Below are 20,950 nucleotides of genomic sequence, written 5' to 3'. Positions count from 1 at the left end.
GTATTGAGCCTAAATAGTTGTTAAGCCATATAGCCCTAACAGCACAAAAACACTGGCTGCAATTATTCGCACTTTATTTAAAGGAATACGTTTTAGTAGCGCATTACCTGCATAAATAACCGGTACGTTGGCAATTAACATACCCACAGTTGTACCAATAGTAACCCACAATACTGATTGATATTGTGCGCCAAGTAGCACAGTGGCTATTTGTGTTTTATCGCCAATTTCAGCAATAAAAAACAATACAAAAGCGACTAAAAATGCGCCATAGCGATCGTATTTATGGCTCACGGCTTCATCTTTATCAGGAATAAGCAGCCAAAGGCCAACCACAATAAAACTAATATTCACAACCCAAGGTAGGTACTCAATAGCAAAATTACCACTAAGCCAATCTCCAAACCAAGCAGATAAGCCATGATTAATAATAGTTGCGACTAATACACCTAAAATGAGTGCAATTTTATTATGAAAACGAGCAGCGAGCAGTAACGATAAAAGCTGAGTTTTATCGCCTATTTCCGCAAGGGCAACAGTGACGGTTGAGGTTAAAAATATTTCCATTACAACTACTTACAGGCGGGAATACTAAACCAAGGCAAATAGCTATCTCCCGCCTTGAGGATAGTTATCTACCTAGGTCTCGCCGATAATGCTTGCTACAACATTACAAACTTACCACGCACGTGAGGTGCAATTATGTTGATAAGTTTACTTGTGACACCAATAATATTAAAGCGTGGTTATTGTAGCGATATACAAGGCTATAATTACTCACTTTTCCAACACGATTGATATTACTAAGCGGGCTACTCCCCTAAGAGACGCGCATTATTCCACAAACCTTTTAGATAGTAAATCGTGAACCATAGATTAAGCGCTATAAGTAATTAAAACGAATAGCTTAAGCGTACAGGTGCTCAGTGGTTGTTTTAAAAATTGAATACAGGGCCTCGACGGACATACAATTTTGGAACATATACTTTTTTAAACAGTCGCTGATTATTTTAACCTGTGTAGCATTGCTTAAAATAAGATCAAAAAATAAATAATTAACTGCAAAAAGTGTTTGATAACCATTACCATTTAGATTAGTATGCACCTACTAAATGTAATTGAGAGTGGTTTGTATTCATGTATATTTGTCTATGTCACGGTGTGACCGATAAAAAAATTGAACAAACAATTGACGATGGTGCAACAACCATGCGTGAGTTAACTAAAGAGCTTAAAGTGGGCAGCCAATGCGGTAAGTGTTGTGGTTGTACTAAAAAGATCCTTAATCGTAAGCTTATTCAAATTGCCGATATAACGGATCAAGTGGCTTAATTTAGTTAAAAATTACATTACAAAATTTAGATATAAAAAAAGCAGCTTTAAGCTGCTTTTTTTATGCGTGTTAATTACTATTACAGCTGCGACTGTAGGTAGTTTTCTAAGCCGGTATTTTCAATCAGTAATTGCTGAGTTTCTAACCAATCAATTTGCTCTTCTTGTTCATTTAAAATGTGATCAAGGGCTTCACGAGTAATATAATCTTTTTTACTTTCAGCCAGTTTAACTGCGCTACGTAACTCATCAATTGTATCAAGTTCAAAGCTCATATTGGCAGCAATCATTTCTTCGCTGTTTTCACCAATACGTAAACGGCCTAGGTCTTGAAGATTTGGTAAGCCTTCTAAAAACAAAATACGTTCAATTAAACGATCCGCGTTTTTCATTTTTTGAATTGATACTTTGTAGTCTGCTTTATCTAATTTACTAAAGCCAAAATCTTTAAACATACGTGCGTGTAAAAAGTATTGGTTAATACCAACAAGCTCGTTAGCGAGTACTTTATTTAGTGCTGCAATAACGTCTTTATCGCCTTTCATACTATATACTCCTACTAAGCCATTTGTGCTTGATGATAATTTTGCGTTCCAATCTTATCAATTAAACCAAGTTGCTGTTCTAACCAGTAAACATGATCTTCTTCGGTATCAAATAATAGTTTTTCTAAAATGGCACGAGATTGATAGTCTTGTTGTTCTTCGCATATTGCGATTACGTCTTTTACGCTAGCTACTACTTCAAGCTCAAGTGTTAAGTCGTTTTGCATCATGCTTTTAACATCGGTGCCAATTAATAAATCACGACGTTTAGTCATGTTAGGCACACCTTCTAAAAATAGAATGCGTTTTATTAACCAGTCACAATGATCTTTCTCTTCTTCCATTTCGTGGTTAAGGCGCTCATAAAGTTTAGCTAATCCCCAGTCATCGTACATGCGCGAATGAATAAAATACTGGTCAATTGCTGCTAATTCGTTGGCTAACAATGTATTAAATGCGTCGATTACTTTTTGATTACCTTTCATGATAGATCACCTTAACAAGTTCAATTGCGACCAGTGTAGTGCAAACTGCAGCTATTGCAAGTTTTCTCTATAAAAATCATTGTGTTACTATTGGTTTTGATTCTTATTTAAGTTTGCGTTATTACTTGGTTTGTAAGCAGTTTTTAATTTTTATAATAGGTATTGTTAATTGAGCGAGATGAGGGTTAATACACATATTTTAATATAATTTAAAAAGGCATGCTTAACATGCCTTTAAAGTTACTTAAATCAGTTAGAATTGATATTTAGCACCGAGAGTTGCCGTAGTGCCTAGCCCTTTAATATTGTAGCCACCATAAGTATATGATTGCGCACGAGCAGGGTAGTAGTCGCTGTTAAATAAATTTTCGACCCCAAAATAGCTGCTCCATTGTGGAGTAATTTGATATTGACCACTCAAATTAACTATATCGTAACTACTTACAGGACCTTGATCGCCAACGTATTGGCCTTGTTCGTTTTTATCAAAGCGCTTTCTATCGCCAACGTATAAATAGCTAAATATAAGAGCTATGTCGTCGCTGGCCTGCCACGCTAAATTGGCTGTCGCTTTTGGTGGGCTAATTTGTTTAGCACCTAAGTATTCATCGGCTTGGGTATCTTTACCTTCAACGTAGCTATATGTGGCAACTAATTTAAGTTGTGGGGTAATGGCATAATTTACTAAGCCTTCAAAGCCCCATATTTTTTGCGGCGCGCGTATTGGCTCATAAACGCCTGTTACATCGTTAAATTTATTGCTGGTTCCTAGCTCAGACGTGCTTTTATATGCTGCTAGTTCAAAGCGCAGGTCATCAAATTGTGAGGTGAAACCTACTTCGTAGTTATCTATAATTGATGCTTGTGTTTGAATAAGCGCTATATCGTTTACAGTAGCTGCGCGCAATAGTATGCCTATGTCTGATATATCAGAGCCCTGCGAGTAACTAAAAAATGGGCTAAAGGCAGGGCTTAAATTATATTTAATGCCAGCATTGTAAGTTGTTGCATCGTAATTTATGGTATCGCCGCGCACACTAAGTGGTACTGAACATTGCGTAGCGGTTCTGCATAGCTTTAATGTTTGATAGTCGGCTACCGTTAAATCTATGCTTTCTTTTCTTACACCGGCTTTTAAAATAATATCGTCGTTAATTACCCACTTTGTTTGTAAAAAACCAGCAACACTATCCATGTCCATTTCAGGAACCCATATACGGCCATCAACTAAAGGTTGTGAGGTTTTATCGTTTAGGGCATCAATACCATATATTAAGGTGGTTGTTAGATTATCAAAGTCAAATTGGCTATTAAATGTGGCTCTTGCGCCTAGTTTATCTGACTTTATAACAGATTGACCACCGCTATAACCATCATCAAGATTGGCTAAATTAGTTGAAAAGAAAAATACATTTTCTATATTTTGCTTGTACAGATCTAAGGTCATTTGGGTGTTATCGAATAAGGCGTAATCTAGGTATTTAAGAGTAATATTTACATTGCCTTCGGGGCCTTGCGGTTTACCTGGTTTTTGCAGCTCTTTGGGTACGTGAATCGCATAGGTTTTTTCACCTATGTTACCGTCGCCAGTAACATCCCCTAAATCAGTTTTTTGCTGTGAGCTATAAAAGTTATAACTAAACTCTAGTTGCTTATCATCATCAAAATCGTAGCTTAGTTTAGTAAAGTAGTTTTGTGTTTCTGAGTCGGACAAACCATATTGCAAGCCTAAAATATCACCCTCTGAATCACGTTGTACACCGTTTTGCTCGTAACTGGCGCTTATTAAATAGCTAAACTTATCTAAGCCACCATTTATAGCTGCCGATATTCTTGCACCGGCACTTTCATCAAGCTTAACAGCACTAAAGCGGCTAGAAATACTAATTTCGCCCTCAGGCTGGCCGTCACTTTTCGCTTTTTTTGTTATGTAGTTAATTATGCCGCCAGCAGCGCCATTACCATAAATCGAGGTTGCTCCTTTAATAACCTCTATGCGTGCAATGGCACTGGCATCTAGCGTTTTTATGCCTAATGAACCGTTACGCAGTGGAGTTGATTGTGGTACGCCGTCAATCATAACTAAAGGTGCGCGACCACGCAGTGTTTGGCCTGAGTTACTGGAGCTGCCGGTGCTAGGAGCCAATCCTGGTACCATTTGTGCGAGTAAGCTGCTTAGTTCTGGGTTTACTTTTAAGTGTTGTTGAATTTGCTGCTGATTTATAACAGTAATTGAAGCAGGAACTTCATCAATACTTTCAAATATACGACTACCCGACACAATAACGTGTTCTAACTGATCAGCAGAATATTTGTTTTTACTATTTTCATCGGCAATTGCGCAAGCACTAACAGCGACGCTAAGTAAGCAAAGTGAGGTTTTTAACATGGTAACTCAGATAAATAATTAATTTTGGTAATGATAACTATTAACAATAGCGGCCACAAGTGTTAATGATAATTATTTTCGATTTCGTCTTTTTAACCAAAAGTAAACACCCGTTACAATAAAAAAGCTCAGTGATAGGGTTATTAGTAGCCATAAAAACTGTACAACTGGCCCAGCAAAATTACCAATATGAAAGGCATATTTAAAGTTCCATGCTTGTGTGGTGAAATTGGTTTTACTGGCGTCAAATGAGTTTAATACTTTACCAGTAAATGGATTAGTCCAAACCCAGCTGTAAGCGTGGCTTTCGCCGGGATTTTGTATTCTTAAAGCAATCGCGTCATCCGCTTTTTTAGGCAAGTATACCCTATATAGCTCACCTTTAGGAAATATGGCTTGAGCATTATTAATTGCTAAATTGTATTGTAATTCGGTATTTTTAGGTGCAGTTATTTTGGGAGGCGCAGGTCTGTTTGTTACTTTATTTTGTGTTACCAGTTCTAAAACAGACTGCGTTTGCGTTTTCCAATTAAACGCCATACCCGTAAAGGCAATCAGTATTAATGGCACAAAAAAGTAAACTCCCAACACAGTATGCAGCTGATACAGCAGTACTCTTAGTTTTGCTTTAGGTTTTATAGCTAAACGTTTTATCCGGTTTTTAGGTTTTACCCATAAATAAAAGCCTATTAATACGTTTATTAACAGCAGTAATGCACATACCGACATCCAATTTTTAAATGGTTTATTACCGTCACTGCTCTCAAATAATAACCAGCGATGCAAAGCAAGCGTAAAACCATAAATTGTATCTGTACTTTGGTAAGTATAAATAACATTGCTGGTGTAGGGGTTTACGCTCGCGTAGTGATTATTAGCTAATCTAAACTGCCATGCCATAGTAGGGTTTTGTTCAGGCATTAAAAAAACAGTTTTTTGTTGGGTTTGAGTTTGCACACTGTTTATTAAAGTGTCGAAATTTAGCGGTTTTTCTGCAGGCGTTACTAGCCATTTTTCGGGCTGGATAAGGTGTTGTAGATCTTTTGCGTAAATTAACACCGCTCCGCTGAGGCTCACTATTAATAAAAACAACCCGCTGAGTAGGGCAAGTGTCAAATGAATTTTACGTAACCAAAGTTTCAAAAACGGCATCTCAATTGTGAGCTAAGAACCCTAATTGTAAATGATAATGAGAGCAGTTTTCAATTGAAAATTTGTTTATAAAGCTATTTTTATTATAAATTATTGTGCTTTTCTATTATGCAGTTTTCAATATTAAAATTATGCTGTAAAAAGTGTTTAACGGCTGCTAAATCAAGTGAGTTATGAGCGTTAATCAGCAGTTCGCAATGGCTGGTTTTATCATCTAATTGCCATACTTTTATAGCTATTACTTGCTCTATATTAAAGTTTTTGGTGAGAGCGCATGTAACAGCTTGGGTATCAAAGTTATTAGGCGCAGCTTGCATTAAAATGCGACAGCTTTGTTTAAGCAGTAACACGCCATGGTAAATAACATAAATAGAAATTAAAATTGTCGCAATTAAATCAACTATATACCACTGGTACAAAATAATTAAAGTACCTGCAACAATAACCACAACAGACGCCATCGCATCAGATACATTATGAATAAAAGCTGCTCTTATATTCATACTGCTATTTGCGCCAGCTCGGTAAGTTAAAAGTGCAGTGATTAAATCTATTAGCAGGGCAAATGCAGCCACCCACACTATGATCCAACCATCAATTGGCTGCGGGTTTAAATAACTGCTCATAGCTTCAAAAATTAAATACACACCTATCAGTATTAATGTACTGCTATTGAACAAAGTAGCTAAAATTTCGGCGCGCTTGTAGCCAAAGTGATGTGTGTTATCGGCAGGTTTGTTACCAATTTTACGCGCAACAAGGGCAATAAATATAGCGGCTGCATCACTAAGATTATGCAGTGCGTCTGCCATGAGTGACAAACTGCCAGAAAATATTCCGCCAATAACTTGCGCAACAGTAAGCAGAACATTAATGGCAACAGCTAGCGCGAGTTGCTTGTTACTTTGGCTGTCGTCTACATGGCTGTGTGCATGGTCATGACCCATAATATCCCCAAGTAACTACTTATATTAAGATTGTTATATCACGAGCAGCTAAAAACAGCTACACGGGGCTTGATGAAACTTAGCTAACTCATTGTGTCTACTTAGGCGTATATTTAGTTAAAAGCCAGGTAGCAGTACTGTTTGTAAAACACATAAAAAATTCATGGGCTTATTAGCGCAAAACTTGCGTCTTAGGCTTTTTAATGCATTAATACATAGTATTAAAATGGGTAAAATTACTAGGTAATTCAGGTATGAATAAAGGTTTGAGCTTCACAAAGCTAGCAGGTAAAGGACAGTCTGTACAAAGTAAGCTAACTATAGCCTTTGTAGTTATTGCATTAATACCTTTGTGTTTGTTTTCTTGGCTGAGCTTTAAGCGAATAAATAATACATTAGAACAACACGCCCAAACTGAATTACAACAGGTAACAAATATTGCTCAGCAGTTTAGTCGCTTTTGGCTGGCTGATTATATTAAAGATTTTAAGTTACTTAAAAACCAGTTAACGACTAACTCTGTGCAACAACAAAGTGCAATAACTGAGTTTGTTAACGTATACGAATTTGTAAATAATGTAGAGCTAATAGATAGCGCAGCTTTGCTTGCTACACCTACATCTTCTTTTATTAGCAAAATAGCTCCTCAATCGTTAACTAATATCCATACTAGCTTGAGTGAGCATGCAACGCCTTCATTTCAATCATTTTTAATTGAAAAACAACCACATTTTATTATTGCGCTTGGTATATATAATACGGAGCAACAATTAAGCCGTATTCTTTTAGCCGATATAAACCCCCAGTGGCTAATGAATCAATTAAATGCAATGTATGCTAAAAACAGCGAGCTTAGTTTTAGTTTATTGCCAAGTAATAGTTTGCCTTTATTAAACCAACAGCCATCAACAGAGCAAACATTATTAAATAAAACACAATTAATGCAAAAAACGTTTACCTATAACAACGAAAATAATGATGTAATGTATGGCTTTGTTAGTCAGCTGAATTTTTTGGGTGATCAAAGCTGGCTGCTATTAGTGTCTAAGCCGAATGTTCAGGAGCTAACAAATACTTATTCTATTAAGTATTTTGCTTTGGCAACACTGCTTATGTTGTTGGCTGTTTTAGCGTGCTCTTGGTGGTTTGGTCGAGTATTGTTTCATCCATTAAGGCGCTTAACAGCCCTTGTTGATAAAATTACCAAGGGGAAAAGCACCCAAGTACCTATTTTACCCGACAGCCAAGAGTTTAATTTGTTATCGAGTAAGCTGTGTAAATTGGCCGAAAATAAACAGCAACAACTAACAGAGTTTTATAAACAAGGGGCTGAACTACAGGTTGTGCTAAGGCACTTAGCAGAGCAAAAAAGTGCACTTGATGAGCACGCGATTGTGGCTGCAACAGATTTAAAAGGCACTATCACTTTTGTTAATAAAAAGTTTTGTGAAATAAGTGGTTATGACGAACACGAGTTAATAGGTAAAAATCACCGTATTCTTAATTCGGGCACTCACCCAAAACAGTTTTTTAAAGAAATGTACCAAACCCTAAAACAGGGAAAAGTATGGCATGGGAAAATATGTAATAAAGCCAAGCAAGGTAATTTATATTGGGTAGATACCACCATAGCGCCATTTTTAGATGAAAATGCTAAGCCACAAAGCTATATAGCCATTCGAACAGATTTAACCGCATTAAAGTTACAAGAAATAGAGCTAGAAGAGCATAAAGCACAACTACAGTTGGTAATAGATACTACCGCTGTGGGAATTTGGGATTGGTACATTGACACAGGTAAAGTCACTTTTAATCACCGTTGGGCTGAAATAATTGGCTATACCTTAGATCAGTTAGGCCCAGCAGTAATAGGCACTTGGTATAAGTATGCCCACCCGGACGATTTAATAGTTTCGGAGCAAAAATTAAACGCTCATTTTTCTGGTGAAACAAACTATTACGTCAATGAAGCACGTATGAAACATAAACAAGGTCATTGGGTATGGATACTAGACACTGCAAAAGTGGTTGAATGGAATGATGATGGCTCACCAAAGCGGATGATAGGTACCCATTTGGATATTACAGAACAAAAAGCAACAGAGCTAGAATTACAAAATAGTCGAGACCAATTTGCCTCGTTAGTAGGCAATATTCCAGGCATTATTTATCGCTGTAAGTACGATAAAGTGTGGACTATGCTTTATATGAGTAAGCAAACTAAAGAGCTTACGGGTTATGACGCTGAGGCAATATTAGAGAATAAGCAGTTAAGTTATTTAGAAATAATTTACTCGGACGATCGTGACGATATTGAAAAAACGATTATTAAGTGCATTGACGAGCACACGCCTTGGTCTGTTGAATACCGGATCATAACGCAAGGTAATGAAGTACGTTGGGTAAATGAAAAAGGCCAAGCCATTTATGACACTGACGGAAACGTATTATATTTAGATGGTTTTATACTCGATATTACAGAGCGTTATCAGGCGCAATTAAAAATAACACGTCAGCAAAGCCTGCTTGAATCTATGAGTAAACAGGGGCAAATAGGTGCGTGGGAAATAGACTTAAAAGCGCAAACGCTTTATTGGTCAGACGAAGTACGCGCAATTCACGAAGTGCCACAGAGTTACTCTCCAGATATAGCCACCGCAATAAATCATTATAAAGAAGGCTATCACAGAGATAAAATTAATGCCCTTTTTGAAAGTGCAATAAGTAGTGGGAAAAGCTGGAATATTGAGCTTATTATTGTTACTTACACTGGCCAAGAACGTTGGGTTAAGTCAATAGGGCAAAGTGAGTTTGAAAACGGCCAGTGCATTCGTGTTTTTGGCTCTTTTCAAAGTATTGATGCGCATAAGCGACTTGAGCTTGAAAGCGAAAAAGCCAATCGTTATAACAAAAGCTTAGCCATGCTTACTGTTGCACCTGAAGTGCAAAGCAGTGATGTGGCAGAGGTAAAAAAATTAGCCGTTAAGTCTATGTGTGAAGTGCTTGATGTACAGCGCGCTTCTATTTGGATTTTTAACGAACAACGCGATTTAATGATTTGCCATAGTTTAAATATACAAGGGCAAGGTGTTGATTGCTGTAATGCACAGCTCAGTGCAGAGGATTACCCTGCCTACTACGAAGCTATTTATAAACAAAACTTAATAGCTATTGACGATGTTTATAATCATCCCGCTACCGTTGATTTTATTGAGCATTATGCAAAACCTAATAATATAAAATCTATGCTAGATGCCGTTATTACAACCGGTGACGGAAATTTAGGTATTTTATGCGCAGAAACCGTTGGGGAGTTTCGCCAATGGACGCAAAGTGAAGAAACCTACTTACGCTCTTTAGCAACTTTAGTAGGCAGTACCTTAGTGTCACAACGCCGTAAACAAACCGCTGAGGAATTAAAAATAGCTTTGGTTTTGGCAAAAGAAGCCGGTGTAGCAAAAAGTCAGTTTTTAGCAACTATGAGCCATGAAATACGTACGCCAATGAATGGTGTTTTAGGCATGCTTGAGCTTATTCAGTTAGAGCAACTGCCCAAGCCTATTGAAACTAAAGTAGCAATTGCTAAAACCAGTGCGCAATCATTACTGGGTGTAATAAACGACATTTTAGATTTTTCAAAAGCAGAAGCAGGTAAAATTGAGCTAGAGAGTATTAATTTTAATGCCCGCGATTTAATTGGGGAAGTAGCCGCTGCGCAAGCATTAACAGCTCAAAATAAAGGCATAGAAATAATTTTAGATTTGGTTGCCTTAGAGCCATCGCAGTTAAGTGGCGATCCAGGGAGAATACGCCAAGTATTAACTAATTTATTAAGTAATGCCGTTAAGTTTACAAACGAAGGCGAAGTGGTGGTTAGCGCATCTATTGAGCGTATTGAGGCCCAGCTAATGCTGCAAGTTAGCGTAAAAGATTCTGGTATTGGCATTAGCAAAGAAAAACAACAACAGTTATTTGCGCCTTTTATGCAAGTTGATGCGTCTACTACTCGAGAATATGGAGGCACTGGCCTTGGTCTTGCTATTAGTAAGCAGTTATGTGAACTAATGGGAGGCGCTATTGCAATTAAAAGTAATGCTGGCCAAGGGAGTGAGTTTATCGTCACCATGGAGGTGCTAAAGGGCGATCAACAAGAGCGCTATATGCCAAAGGCTAATATTAATGGGTTAAGTATATTGGTGGTTGATGATAACGAAACAAATCGTTTGGTTATTTCAGAGCAGCTCAAGCACTGGGGAGCTAATGTTGAGCTGGCAAATAATGCCGAACATGCGCTGCTAATTTGTGAAAATAGAGTTAAAAACAATCAGGGCATGTATGACATAGCTGTATTAGACATGCAAATGCCCGGCATGGATGGCATAGAGTTATGTGAAGTATTAAAAGCGCATGCAGATTACAAACATATGCCATTAGTAATGATGACCAGTATTGCAGGCTTAGAGGGGGCTCAGCGCTATTTTGATGCAGGCTTTCAGGCTTACTTTCCAAAGCCAGTAACAACCGCCGATTTAATTTCTGCGCTTTCGGTTATTACTAATAGCGAGCAGCACGAAGCACTGCCATTGGTAACATCTGGGTATATTTCATCGTTGCGCAAAGCCAAAACCATTGAGCCTGCTAAAATATTATTGGTTGAAGATAATCCAATAAACCAGCAAGTATCTACTTTAATGCTTAAAAAGCTCAATTGCGAAACAGTCTTAGCCGAAAATGGTCAACGTGCTTTAGAGGAACTCGCAAAACATGAAGCAGGTTACTTTCAAGTTGTACTAATGGATTGCCAAATGCCGGTTATGGATGGTTATGATGCCACTATTGCAATACGTAAAGGTGAGGCTGGCGAGCAGCATAAAGCAATTAAAATTATAGCATTAACAGCCAATGCCATGGATTCAGACAAAGAGCGGTGTATTGCAGCTGGCATGAATGATTATTTAAGCAAGCCAATTGAACTTGATATTTTAAAAGATAAATTAGAGCAATATTTTTAAGGTTAAAGCAGTATGACAAACACAATTGACATTCGTGATGCGCAAGCAAGTGATGCAAAAACCATTTTGCACTTTATTAATGAGCTCGCTATTTATGAAAAAGAGCCACAAGCAGTTAAAACTAATGAACAAGCCATTTTAGATACCCTTTTTAGTGAAGGCGCAACAGCGCATAGCATTATATGCTTTGATGGCGACGAGCCCATTGGCTTTGCTGTTTATTTTTATAATTACTCTACCTGGCTTGGTAAAAACGGCCTCTACCTAGAGGATTTATATGTAAGCCCTGATAGCCGCGGTAAAGGGGCAGGTAAAGCAATAATGAAGCACTTAGCAAATCAAGCGCTGAATAAAAATTGTGGGCGTTTTGAATGGGTGGTATTAGATTGGAATAAACCCGCAATAGACTTTTACGATAGTATGGGCGCTAAGCCGCAAAATGAATGGATTATTTATCGCTTAACAGGGCAAGAGTTAATCGACTTTGCCAAATAAGGCAGAGTGCCTTTTAACACGTTACATAATAAACAGTAACTTAACCATATAACTCCTGCCTTTGGTTAACTTATATGGTTAAGGTCCGAAATTGGCTAGTAAAGTGTGGCGTATACTTTAAGCTTAAGCTTCTTATTAGTAATTAGTGTGTGCGTTTATGAATGATAAACACTGGCAAAAAGCACGGCAGAGTCGCGATCCTCGTTTTGATGGGCTTTTTTATGTGGCGGTTAAAAGTACCGGTATATATTGTCGGCCAATATGCCCAGCCCCCACGGCTAATGAAATAAACGTTGCCTATTATCAGTATGCACATAATGCTGCTAAAGCGGGGTTTAGACCCTGCATGCGGTGTAGGCCCGATAGTGCGCCGGGGAGCTTTGCTTGGCAAGGAGTTAAAACCACGGCACTGCGAGCAAAACAGTTAATTGATCAAGGTGCTTGTTATGATTGCGAAAAACTCGCGGCAAGGTTAGGGGTAAGTAGCCGTTATTTAAGGCGTTTATTTACTCAGCACTTTGGTATTTCGATCACGCAATACCGTCTTTTCAATCAGTGTCATTTTGCTAAAAAACTGATCCAAGAAACCACTCTGCCGCTAACGCAGATTGCTTTTGCAGCGGGGTTTAATAGCATTAGACGTTTTAACGACGCATTTTTACAGCAACTAAATATTGCCCCTTCAAAATTACGCAGCAGCGATAAAGCACCTAGCTCTATTGTAAACTCAACTCTCAATTTAACTCTTCCCTTTAGGCCGCCATATAATTGGCCTGCTATGCAGCAGTTTTTAGCAAAACGCTTAATTGCGCCTATGGAGTGGATAACAGCGACAAGTTATGGGCGTACATTTTCAGACGAGCACTGCAAAGGCCGTTTTAATGCCGAGTTTATAGCTCACAAAAATCACTTTAAAGTGGCAATAACGATTAATAATACGCATTGCTTGCAGCAAGTTATTACCAATATTCGCCGAGTACTTGATTTAGACGCCGATATAAATTTAATCACAATGCATATACAAGATAATATTAATAATGCATTTGCGGTGAGCGAAGGGCTGCGCCTACCAGGAATTTGGTCGAGTTTTGAAGCGGGCATTCGCGCGGTACTTGGGCAGCAAGTAAGTGTTACTGCTGCGCATAATTTAGTAACTAAACTCGTTAGTGAGTTGGGGGAGCAGTGCAACGGGGCTGTTTATTTTCCAACCCCACAGCAATTGGTAAACAGTGATTTTGCGTTTTTTAAAATGCCTCAAGCGCGTAAAAATGCATTGTATAATTTGGCGCAGTTTTGCACGTTAAACCCACAATGTGACGATTTAGATTTATGGCTAAATTTAAAGGGCATAGGCCCGTGGACGGTAAACTATGCAAAGTTACGTGGCCAAAGTCAGCCCGATATTTTACTCGATGGTGATTTAGGTGTTAAAAAAGCGCAAGCCGCTGTGGCTGTGTTTAACAGCGATAACTGCGCGCCATTTCGATCATATTTAACTTTTCAACTATGGCAGCAATTATAGTCAACTACTCACCCCTAAAGGGATGAGCTTGTAAAAGCGCTTGTTGACCAGACCACTAACTGAGGATTAGAAATGTTAGTAAACGATAATTTAGATGTAGAAACCTTGGAATGCCGCCTCAGTTCCAAGCTCTTTCGTGGCACTGTAAACAGTCCTATTGAGTTAGGGGCAGTCAACCACGTTGCGAAGCTAAATTATCTGGTCGAGAGGAAGTCGAATTTGCTGTGTGCCTCAAGCACAGTTATACGCACTACTCGAAGGAGATACGCGCTATGTTAGCGTATGTACTTAACAAGCACGGGAAGCCTTTGATGCCTTGCAAGGCCGCTAAAGCACGTAAGCTGCTTAAAGCTGGCGAAGCTAAGGTAGTCAAACGTACCCCGTTCACAATCAAATTATTGCATGGGTCGAGCGGCCATACTCAGCACGTAGTTGCTGGCATGGATACTGGCAGTAAACACGTTGGCTGTGCAGCTATCGCAAATGGTAAAGTGATTTATCAAAGCGAGGTGGCTTTGCGCACTGACGTATCTAAAAAGATGCAGCAACGTGCAATGTATCGAAGGACTCGCAGAAACCGTAAGCTACGCTACCGCCCTGCACGTTGGTTGAACCGTGCCTCAATGCGTAAAGAGGGGCGCTTAGCACCGTCTCTAAAAAGCAAGCTTGATTCACACTTGCGTGAGAAAAAGCAGGTTGAAGCTATCTTACCAATTTCACATTGGAAGGTTGAAACTGCTAGCTTCGATATACACAAGATAACTAACCCAATTGTGACTAGTGCCGGCTACCAGCAAGGCGCACTGCTGGGCTACTACAACGTTAAAGCCTACGTATTGCAACGTGACAATTATAAATGTCAAAGTGGACGTAAAACGAAGCACAACGTCAAGCTGCACGTACACCACAAAGTATTTCGTTCTCAGGGCGGCACTGATGCACCCAGTAACCTAATAGCGCTATGCGAGACGTGCCATAATGATTTACATGCAGGAAAGTTTGAGCTGAAAGTGAAGCGCTCAAAGACTAAACATGCGACTGAAATAGGTATACTCAAAGCCCAGTTAAAACAGTGCTGGGATTTTGAAGAAACGTTTGGCTACGTGACCAAATTTAAGCGCGAACAAGTATTGGGCTTGCCGAAAACTCATTACTATGATGCCGTGTCAATTTGTTGTGAAGATGGCGAGCTTGTACAACAAGGCAAACATGTTTTACGTAAACGTCATGTGGCTTCTGGTGACTACCAACAGACAAAGGGTATCCGCTCCGAAAAGCGGATACCAGTCGGCAAGCTATTTGGCCTAAAAAAACACGACTTTGTACAAACACCACAAGGTACTGGTTTTGTTAAAGGCAAGCGTAGCTCAGGCTACTTTGCCCTAGAAACTATTTTAGGTGATAAGGTTCACGCCAGCGCTAACATTAAGAAAAACACGGTTCGGATTTCTGCTCGAACCACTACGTTAACTCAACTAATGGAGGCGGCAATTCCTCTCGGCACTAAAGTACCGAGTATCCTTGCCGTAAACTGATGATAATTCAAACCTTACTACCGAGTCCTATCGACGATATTATTATTCAAGGCAGCGAAAACGGCGTGAGCTATGTGGGTTTTTATCCTCCTAAAAATTACCCCATTACAGCGCTTAGCGAAGTGACTAATGCCGCTATTTTATGCGCCGCAGCGCAGCTTAATGAGTATTTTGCTAAGCAGCGCACTACCTTTACAGTACCTTTAGATACCCAAGGAACCGTGTTTCAACAAAGTGTATGGCAGGCATTACTTAACGTTCCCTATGGGGAACTTAAAACGTATGGCGATATTGCTAAGGTATTAAACAACCCCAAAGCGGTGCGCGCTGTTGGCGCTGCTAATGGCAAAAACCCAATAAGTATTATTGTACCGTGCCACCGTATTATTGGTGCAAACGCAAAATTAACAGGTTATGCGGGTGGACTTGCAAGAAAACAATGGTTATTGCAGCACGAAACCGGATGATCAGTTCTTAATGCATAAAATGCATAAACCAAATTGGTATTAACGTTCGTTTGAGGTAGCATAAGCGCACTTTTTATCTGAAGGCACAGCAATGGCGCAATTATACTTTTATTATTCTGCAATGAATGCGGGTAAATCAACCACTTTATTACAATCTGCATTTAATTACCAAGAGCGTGGTATGGAGCCGGTGATCCTCACAGCTGCAATTGATGATAGAGCGGGAGTAGGCAAGGTATCTTCGCGAATTGGGCTGCAAGCCGATGCGCATATTTTTGATGAAAACAAAGATGTGTTTGCGCTTATACAGTCACTAAATCAAGATAAAAAACGCCATTGTGTACTAGTTGACGAATGCCAGTTTTTATCTAAAGAGCAAGTGATGCAGTTAACCGATGTGGTTGATGAACTGGGTATTCCGGTACTATGTTATGGCTTGCGTAACGACTTTAGAGGTGAGCTATTTACCGGGTCGCAGTATTTACTTGCTTGGGCTGATAAGCTAGTAGAGCTTAAAACTGTGTGTCATTGTGGCCGCAAAGCCAACCACGTATTGCGTACCGATGAAAATGGCGATGCAATAGCCGATGGTAACCAAGTAGAAATAGGCGGCAACAACCGGTATGAATCGGTGTGCCGCAAACATTATAAAGCCGCGTTAAATATGGGCCGCTAATGCCTTTATAAAGGTGTCTATATCTGCTTTAGTTATGTCTAAGTGAGTTACTAACCTAAGTTGCTTACTTGGACTAAACAGTATTCCTTGCGCTTTTAAATTAGCTGCTAGCTGCTGTATATTTATATTAGGCTCGCAGCTGGCATAAACCATGTTGGTGGTGTTTTTCATGTTAACGTTAAAGCCATTAAGTGTACTTAATTGCTGCGCTAGGTAGCGCGCATTAGCATGATCATCGCTTAAGCGTTTTACATTATGCTCAAGTGCGTATTGCCCTGCTGCTGCTAACATTCCTGCTTGGCGCATACCGCCGCCAAGTACTTTTCGCCAGCGTCTTGCCTTGCTAATCAGCGCTTTTGAACCGAGCAATAACGAGCCAACCGGCGCACCTAACCCTTTAGATAAACAAATCGAAACAGAATCAAAGTGCTGAGTAATAGCAGTTATATCCACATTAAGATCGGCTGCTGCATTAAACGCGCGAGCACCATCTAGGTGTAGCGATAAGCTGTGTTGGTTTACAAACTTGCGCGCTGCAGCAAGATAGTCAAGTGCAAGTACTTTACCGCCTATGGTGTTTTCAAGGCTTAATAAGCGAGTATTGGCAAAATGATTATCATCAGGCTTTATTGCCGCCGCTATTTTATTAAAGCAAAGTGTACCGTCTGCTTCGTTTTCAATTGGCTGGGGTTGTATTGAGCCTAAAACGGCTGCGCCGCCGCCTTCAAATTTATAGTTATGGGCGCTTTGACCGCAAATGTATTCGTCTCCGCGCTCACAATGTGCCATTAACGCCAATAAGTTAGCTTGAGTACCTGAGCTACAAAAAAGTGCCTCCGCAAATTCAAAGCGCTCACATGCATATGCTTCTAGTTGGTTAACACTTTCATCATCGCCATATACGTCATCGCCTACAGGGGCGTTATACATTATATCGCGCATAGCTTTAGAGGGTTTAGTTACCGTATCTGAGCGAAAATCTATCATAGGGTTAATCCTTACTATATTATTATTCGAGTTCTTCGCAAATTTGCTCACGCGTGGCTTTATCAAAATAACTCCAAGCAATAAAACGACTTACTTTTTGCCCTTGTGCCATATCAACTATTTTATATTGGGCTATAGGGTGTTGTTTTAATTCTTGCTCTAAAGCCGCAATATTATCTTTTTTCGACACCAAAGAGGTAAACCACATTACTTGCTCTGCAACGGCTGCACTTTCTTTAATCATATTAGAGATAAATTGCACTTCACCGCCTTCGCACCAAAGCTCGTTATTTTGGCCACCAAAGTTAAGTGTGCTGCTAGGTGCTTTGCCAAGGTTTTTCCATTTACGTTCGCTACCTTTAACAGCGTCTTCGCTGCTGGCATGAAACGGCGGGTTACACAGCGTTAAGTGGAACAGATCTTTACTGTTTATAACTCCTTTGAATATATTTGCGGCATTTTTTTGCTGTTTTAAGGTTATTTTTAAATTATTAAATTGCGCAATTTGTTTTGCTACTTTAATGGCTGCAGGGTCAATATCGGTGCCAGTAAAATGCCAGTTATATTCATGCCCACCTGTGAGCGGGTAAACCAAATTAGCGCCGGTGCCAATATCTAATACTTTAACTTGACGGCCAGTGGGAATTTGCGTTTGGTTATCGTCGGCTAATAAGTCGGCCAAATAATGAATATAATCTACTCGTCCAGGAATAGGTGGGCATAAGTTATGCTGTGGAATATCCCAAAAATCTACATTGTAATGGGCTTTTAAAAGGGCTTGATTAAGGGTTTTTACCGCTTTGTTATCGCTAAAATCAATACTTTTTGTACCTGCAGGTGTTGTAATAATAAAAGCAGAAAGTGCAGGATGCTGCTCAGTTAATAGGTCAAGATCGTAGCCATTTAAATGTTGATTACGAGGGTGTAGTTTTGCGCGTGAGGTGCTTGCTTTCATGATGATTATTTTTACAACAGGAATAAAAGTTAATTGTAACAAATACCGAGATAAAAACGTGATAATTTTCCCTATGGCTACGAGGTTGTTACTGGTAGGATGAGCTGTTAGCAATTAAAAAGGACTCACTGTGGCAATCACTCAGCAATCAGTATTTATAACATTAGCCGATCAGCAAACACTGCATTTACGTCGTATTAGTAGCGATAAGCCAAATGGCGCAGTGGCGTTTTTTATGCATGGCGCGGTAGAAAACGGTAAAATATTTTATACCCATAGCAACAAAGGCTTAGCGCCTTTTTTAGCCGAGCAAGGGTTTGTGTGTTATGTGGCTGATTTACGTGGTCGTGGTGAAAGTAAACCGGTTATAGACAAGCATGCTCGTTATGGTCAAACCGAAGCTATTTTAGAAGATATTCCTGCATTTATAGATAAAATAGAGCAGTTAGAGGGGAAAAAACCAGATTATTGGCTGGCTCACTCTTGGGGTGGGGTGTTAATGAATAGCGCATTTGCACGATTCCCAAATTATATTAACGACGTAAAAGCCTGTGCTTACTTTGGCACTAAGCGTTCGTTATTTAATAATCACCCTAAAAAGTTACTTCAAGCTAATTTCATTTGGTATTTTATGGCGCCGTTAATGGCTAAAAAGCATGGGTACTTACCGGCTAAACGCTTAAAGTGGGGCAGTGACGATGAAACACAAAAGTCGCATTGGCAAAGTATGCAGTGGGCTAAAAAAACACCTTGGATAGACAGTGACGATAACTTTGATTACGCTAAAGCCGTTGCACAATTAACCTTGCCGCCAACGCTGCATATTGCAGGCGCAAAAGATAAAGCCCTCGCACAACCAATAGATATTCAAAAGTTTATGGAAGAGTCGGGTCCTGGGGTACAAAAAATGCAAATTTATGGACGTCGTTATGGCCATAAAATAGATTACGACCATATTAATATGTTAACCCATCCGCATGCGCGCAATGAGCAGTTTAAAGATGTACTTAATTGGTTTGCGACTGCGCCAAAAGCTTAAGTAATGGCGTTTTGTAGCGTTGCCACTTATCAACATTGTGCAGATTAACCGGTTCACGTATAGCGTGTTTGCTGAGTGTGGTAACCGCGATTTTTTGTTTATAAAATGCCAAGCAATTTTCTTCAAACGAGCAACCTATAAACCTAAGTAGTGCAGTGAGTTGGCCTTTGGGGTCCGTTACTAATTGCTCATAACTTAGGTTATATATTTGCAGTGCCGGAAACGCCTGCCAATGCGCCATTAACTTTTCGTACAAGCTATGGTATTGCTTAAACTCGGTTAACGAGCAAAAGTAAGGCTCGTTTTCGGCAAAATAATTACTAAATACCGAAAATGCCGTGGCATTAAAATCGCGGGTTAAATTAATAAATTTTGCATTTGGAAATAGCATATAAATAAGCCCAATAGCTTGATAGTTGCTTGGCAGTTTATTAATAACAAAGGGGCGAGAAGGGCTTGCTGTTTTTAATTTTGCTATATAAAGGTCGCGGGCCTTATTAATTAACTCATGTGTTAAATGATCTAAACAGTGTGGATAGCTAAAACCGGTTTTTTGTTCTAAAAAAGCCATCACATTACTACTTATACTAATACTTTCACCCATGCTTGAGCACTGGCTATGATTTACCAACATTTGTTCAAGTAGGGTTGAGCCGCTGCGTGGCATGCCAATTATGAATAAGGGGGTAATGCCACCTTTTACACTTTTATTCGCTGAGCTTAAAAGAGCAGCTGTATTGTATTTTATTATGTCGTCGTAAAAAGCAGTAAGAACTTGGGTATCAAATTCGCTTAGTTTTCGTTGTAATTGGTTAGCTAATACAAAGTAGTTAAACGCCTGATCAGTATCCTCTAGTTTGTCGTAACTTTTTGCCAAAGCGTAATAGCACACCATTTTAAGGCGTAAATTATTAGTTTGCGTTAGCAAGTGATGCAAGTTACTGAGGTAGTTATGTTCTTTGTCAAAACGCCCCAATTGTACCAACTCTAACAAAATATACGCTGTAACAGGGTAAACGCCTAAGCTCAGTGCATGCGAAAAAGTAGTATGGGCTTTATCTAGCTCACCATACGTTAAATAGTGCTGGGCTAAATAGTAATGTGGGTCGGGGTTATTACTGGCTAAGTTTTTTGCGTACTCAAGCACTTTTAGCGCATCATTTGGTGAATTTACATTATTAAATGCATCAGCAAGTGCGTGTAGAGGTTCAAGCATATAAGGCAGGCGTTCACAGGCTTTTTGTAATAAATATACAGCATCATCATTACGCTCTAGGCGCAGTGCAATTCGGCCTAAACCAAACAGGGCTTCGCCGTTATCAGCATCGGCTTTAAGTATTGTTTTGTAGTAAAACTCAGCATCTTTAAGTTTGTTTTCTGCCAGTAACTGATTCGCTTTTTTAAGTAGCATT

17 protein-coding genes are annotated in these 20,950 nt (G+C 39.4%); 8 read left to right on the top strand and 9 right to left on the bottom strand.

The window, feature by feature from the left end; translation table 11 throughout:
• Positions 1–9 precede the first annotated feature (9 nt).
• Positions 10–567 carry a TMEM165/GDT1 family protein gene (locus H5079_RS05900; protein ID WP_182683682.1) on the bottom strand — a complete coding sequence of 186 codons (558 nt, stop codon included), beginning with the start codon at positions 565–567 and terminating at the stop codon, positions 10–12.
• Between the two features lie 570 nt (positions 568–1,137).
• On the opposite strand from H5079_RS05900, the gene H5079_RS05895 reads away from it, so the two are divergent.
• Positions 1,138–1,332: a (2Fe-2S)-binding protein gene (locus tag H5079_RS05895; RefSeq protein WP_011329912.1), complete on the top strand. Its 195-nt coding sequence runs from the start codon at positions 1,138–1,140 to the stop codon at positions 1,330–1,332.
• 80 nt (positions 1,333–1,412) lie between these two features.
• Here H5079_RS05895 and bfr (H5079_RS05890) read toward each other — a convergent pair whose 3' ends face one another.
• From bfr (H5079_RS05890) to H5079_RS05870, 5 genes are all read right to left on the bottom strand, one after another.
• Positions 1,413–1,877, bottom strand: a complete 465-nt coding sequence (bfr, locus tag H5079_RS05890; protein WP_011329913.1) for a bacterioferritin — start codon at positions 1,875–1,877, stop codon at positions 1,413–1,415.
• 14 nt (positions 1,878–1,891) lie between these two features.
• A complete protein-coding gene (gene bfr, locus H5079_RS05885; protein WP_011329914.1) occupies positions 1,892–2,362 on the bottom strand; it encodes a bacterioferritin in 471 nt (156 codons plus the stop codon).
• A 253-nt stretch (positions 2,363–2,615) separates the two neighbouring features.
• The gene (locus H5079_RS05880; RefSeq protein WP_182683681.1) at positions 2,616–4,751 is read right to left on the bottom strand and encodes a TonB-dependent receptor; all 2,136 of its coding nucleotides are present in this window, start codon (positions 4,749–4,751) and stop codon (positions 2,616–2,618) included.
• A gap of 72 nt (positions 4,752–4,823) precedes the next feature.
• Positions 4,824–5,894 carry a PepSY domain-containing protein gene (locus H5079_RS05875; RefSeq protein ID WP_182683680.1) on the bottom strand — a complete coding sequence of 357 codons (1,071 nt, stop codon included), beginning with the start codon at positions 5,892–5,894 and terminating at the stop codon, positions 4,824–4,826.
• 92 nt (positions 5,895–5,986) lie between these two features.
• Positions 5,987–6,850 carry a cation diffusion facilitator family transporter gene (locus H5079_RS05870; protein WP_179808292.1) on the bottom strand — a complete coding sequence of 288 codons (864 nt, stop codon included), beginning with the start codon at positions 6,848–6,850 and terminating at the stop codon, positions 5,987–5,989.
• A 254-nt stretch (positions 6,851–7,104) separates the two neighbouring features.
• Here H5079_RS05870 and H5079_RS05865 point away from each other — a divergent pair, with 254 nt between their 5' ends.
• The 6 genes from H5079_RS05865 (at position 7,105) to H5079_RS05840 (ending at position 16,557) form a co-directional block, all read left to right on the top strand.
• Positions 7,105–11,862, top strand: a complete 4,758-nt coding sequence (locus tag H5079_RS05865; RefSeq protein ID WP_182683679.1) for a PAS domain-containing protein — start codon at positions 7,105–7,107, stop codon at positions 11,860–11,862.
• A 12-nt stretch (positions 11,863–11,874) separates the two neighbouring features.
• On the top strand, positions 11,875–12,357 hold the full coding sequence (locus H5079_RS05860) for a GNAT family N-acetyltransferase (RefSeq protein WP_011329920.1): 483 nt from the start codon (positions 11,875–11,877) through the stop codon (positions 12,355–12,357).
• Between the two features lie 157 nt (positions 12,358–12,514).
• Positions 12,515–13,879 (top strand): DNA-3-methyladenine glycosylase 2 family protein, encoded by a 1,365-nt coding sequence (locus H5079_RS05855; RefSeq protein ID WP_182683678.1) that lies wholly within the window; start codon positions 12,515–12,517, stop codon positions 13,877–13,879.
• A gap of 272 nt (positions 13,880–14,151) precedes the next feature.
• Entirely contained in the window at positions 14,152–15,414 is a 1,263-nt protein-coding gene (gene iscB, locus H5079_RS05850) for an RNA-guided endonuclease IscB (protein WP_182683677.1), read from the top strand.
• Positions 15,414–15,881 carry a methylated-DNA--[protein]-cysteine S-methyltransferase gene (locus H5079_RS05845; protein ID WP_086994528.1) on the top strand — a complete coding sequence of 156 codons (468 nt, stop codon included), beginning with the start codon at positions 15,414–15,416 and terminating at the stop codon, positions 15,879–15,881. Before iscB ends, H5079_RS05845 begins: the two co-directional genes overlap by 1 nt.
• Before the next feature lie 91 nt (positions 15,882–15,972).
• Positions 15,973–16,557 carry a thymidine kinase gene (locus tag H5079_RS05840; protein WP_011329924.1) on the top strand — a complete coding sequence of 195 codons (585 nt, stop codon included), beginning with the start codon at positions 15,973–15,975 and terminating at the stop codon, positions 16,555–16,557.
• Here the strand turns inward: H5079_RS05840 and ltaE are convergent.
• A complete protein-coding gene (gene ltaE / locus H5079_RS05835) occupies positions 16,540–17,544 on the bottom strand; it encodes a low-specificity L-threonine aldolase (protein WP_086994525.1) in 1,005 nt (334 codons plus the stop codon). The two genes, H5079_RS05840 and ltaE, sit on opposite strands and share 18 nt — an antisense overlap.
• Positions 17,545–17,566: 22 nt before the next feature.
• Entirely contained in the window at positions 17,567–18,499 is a 933-nt protein-coding gene (gene rlmF, locus H5079_RS05830) for a 23S rRNA (adenine(1618)-N(6))-methyltransferase RlmF (RefSeq protein WP_182683676.1), read from the bottom strand.
• A gap of 130 nt (positions 18,500–18,629) precedes the next feature.
• Here rlmF and H5079_RS05825 point away from each other — a divergent pair, with 130 nt between their 5' ends.
• Entirely contained in the window at positions 18,630–19,538 is a 909-nt protein-coding gene (locus H5079_RS05825; RefSeq protein WP_011329927.1) for an alpha/beta fold hydrolase, read from the top strand.
• Here H5079_RS05825 and H5079_RS05820 read toward each other — a convergent pair.
• Entirely contained in the window at positions 19,507–20,949 is a 1,443-nt protein-coding gene (locus tag H5079_RS05820) for a sulfotransferase (protein ID WP_182683675.1), read from the bottom strand. The two genes, H5079_RS05825 and H5079_RS05820, sit on opposite strands and share 32 nt — an antisense overlap.
• Position 20,950 lies beyond the last annotated feature (1 nt).

Source organism: Pseudoalteromonas sp. SG44-5, assembly GCF_014164175.1.
GTDB classification, from domain to species: domain Bacteria; phylum Pseudomonadota; class Gammaproteobacteria; order Enterobacterales; family Alteromonadaceae; genus Pseudoalteromonas; species Pseudoalteromonas nigrifaciens.
Note: the sequence above shows the minus strand (reverse complement) of the source record. Positions and strands in the feature narration are given on the sequence as shown.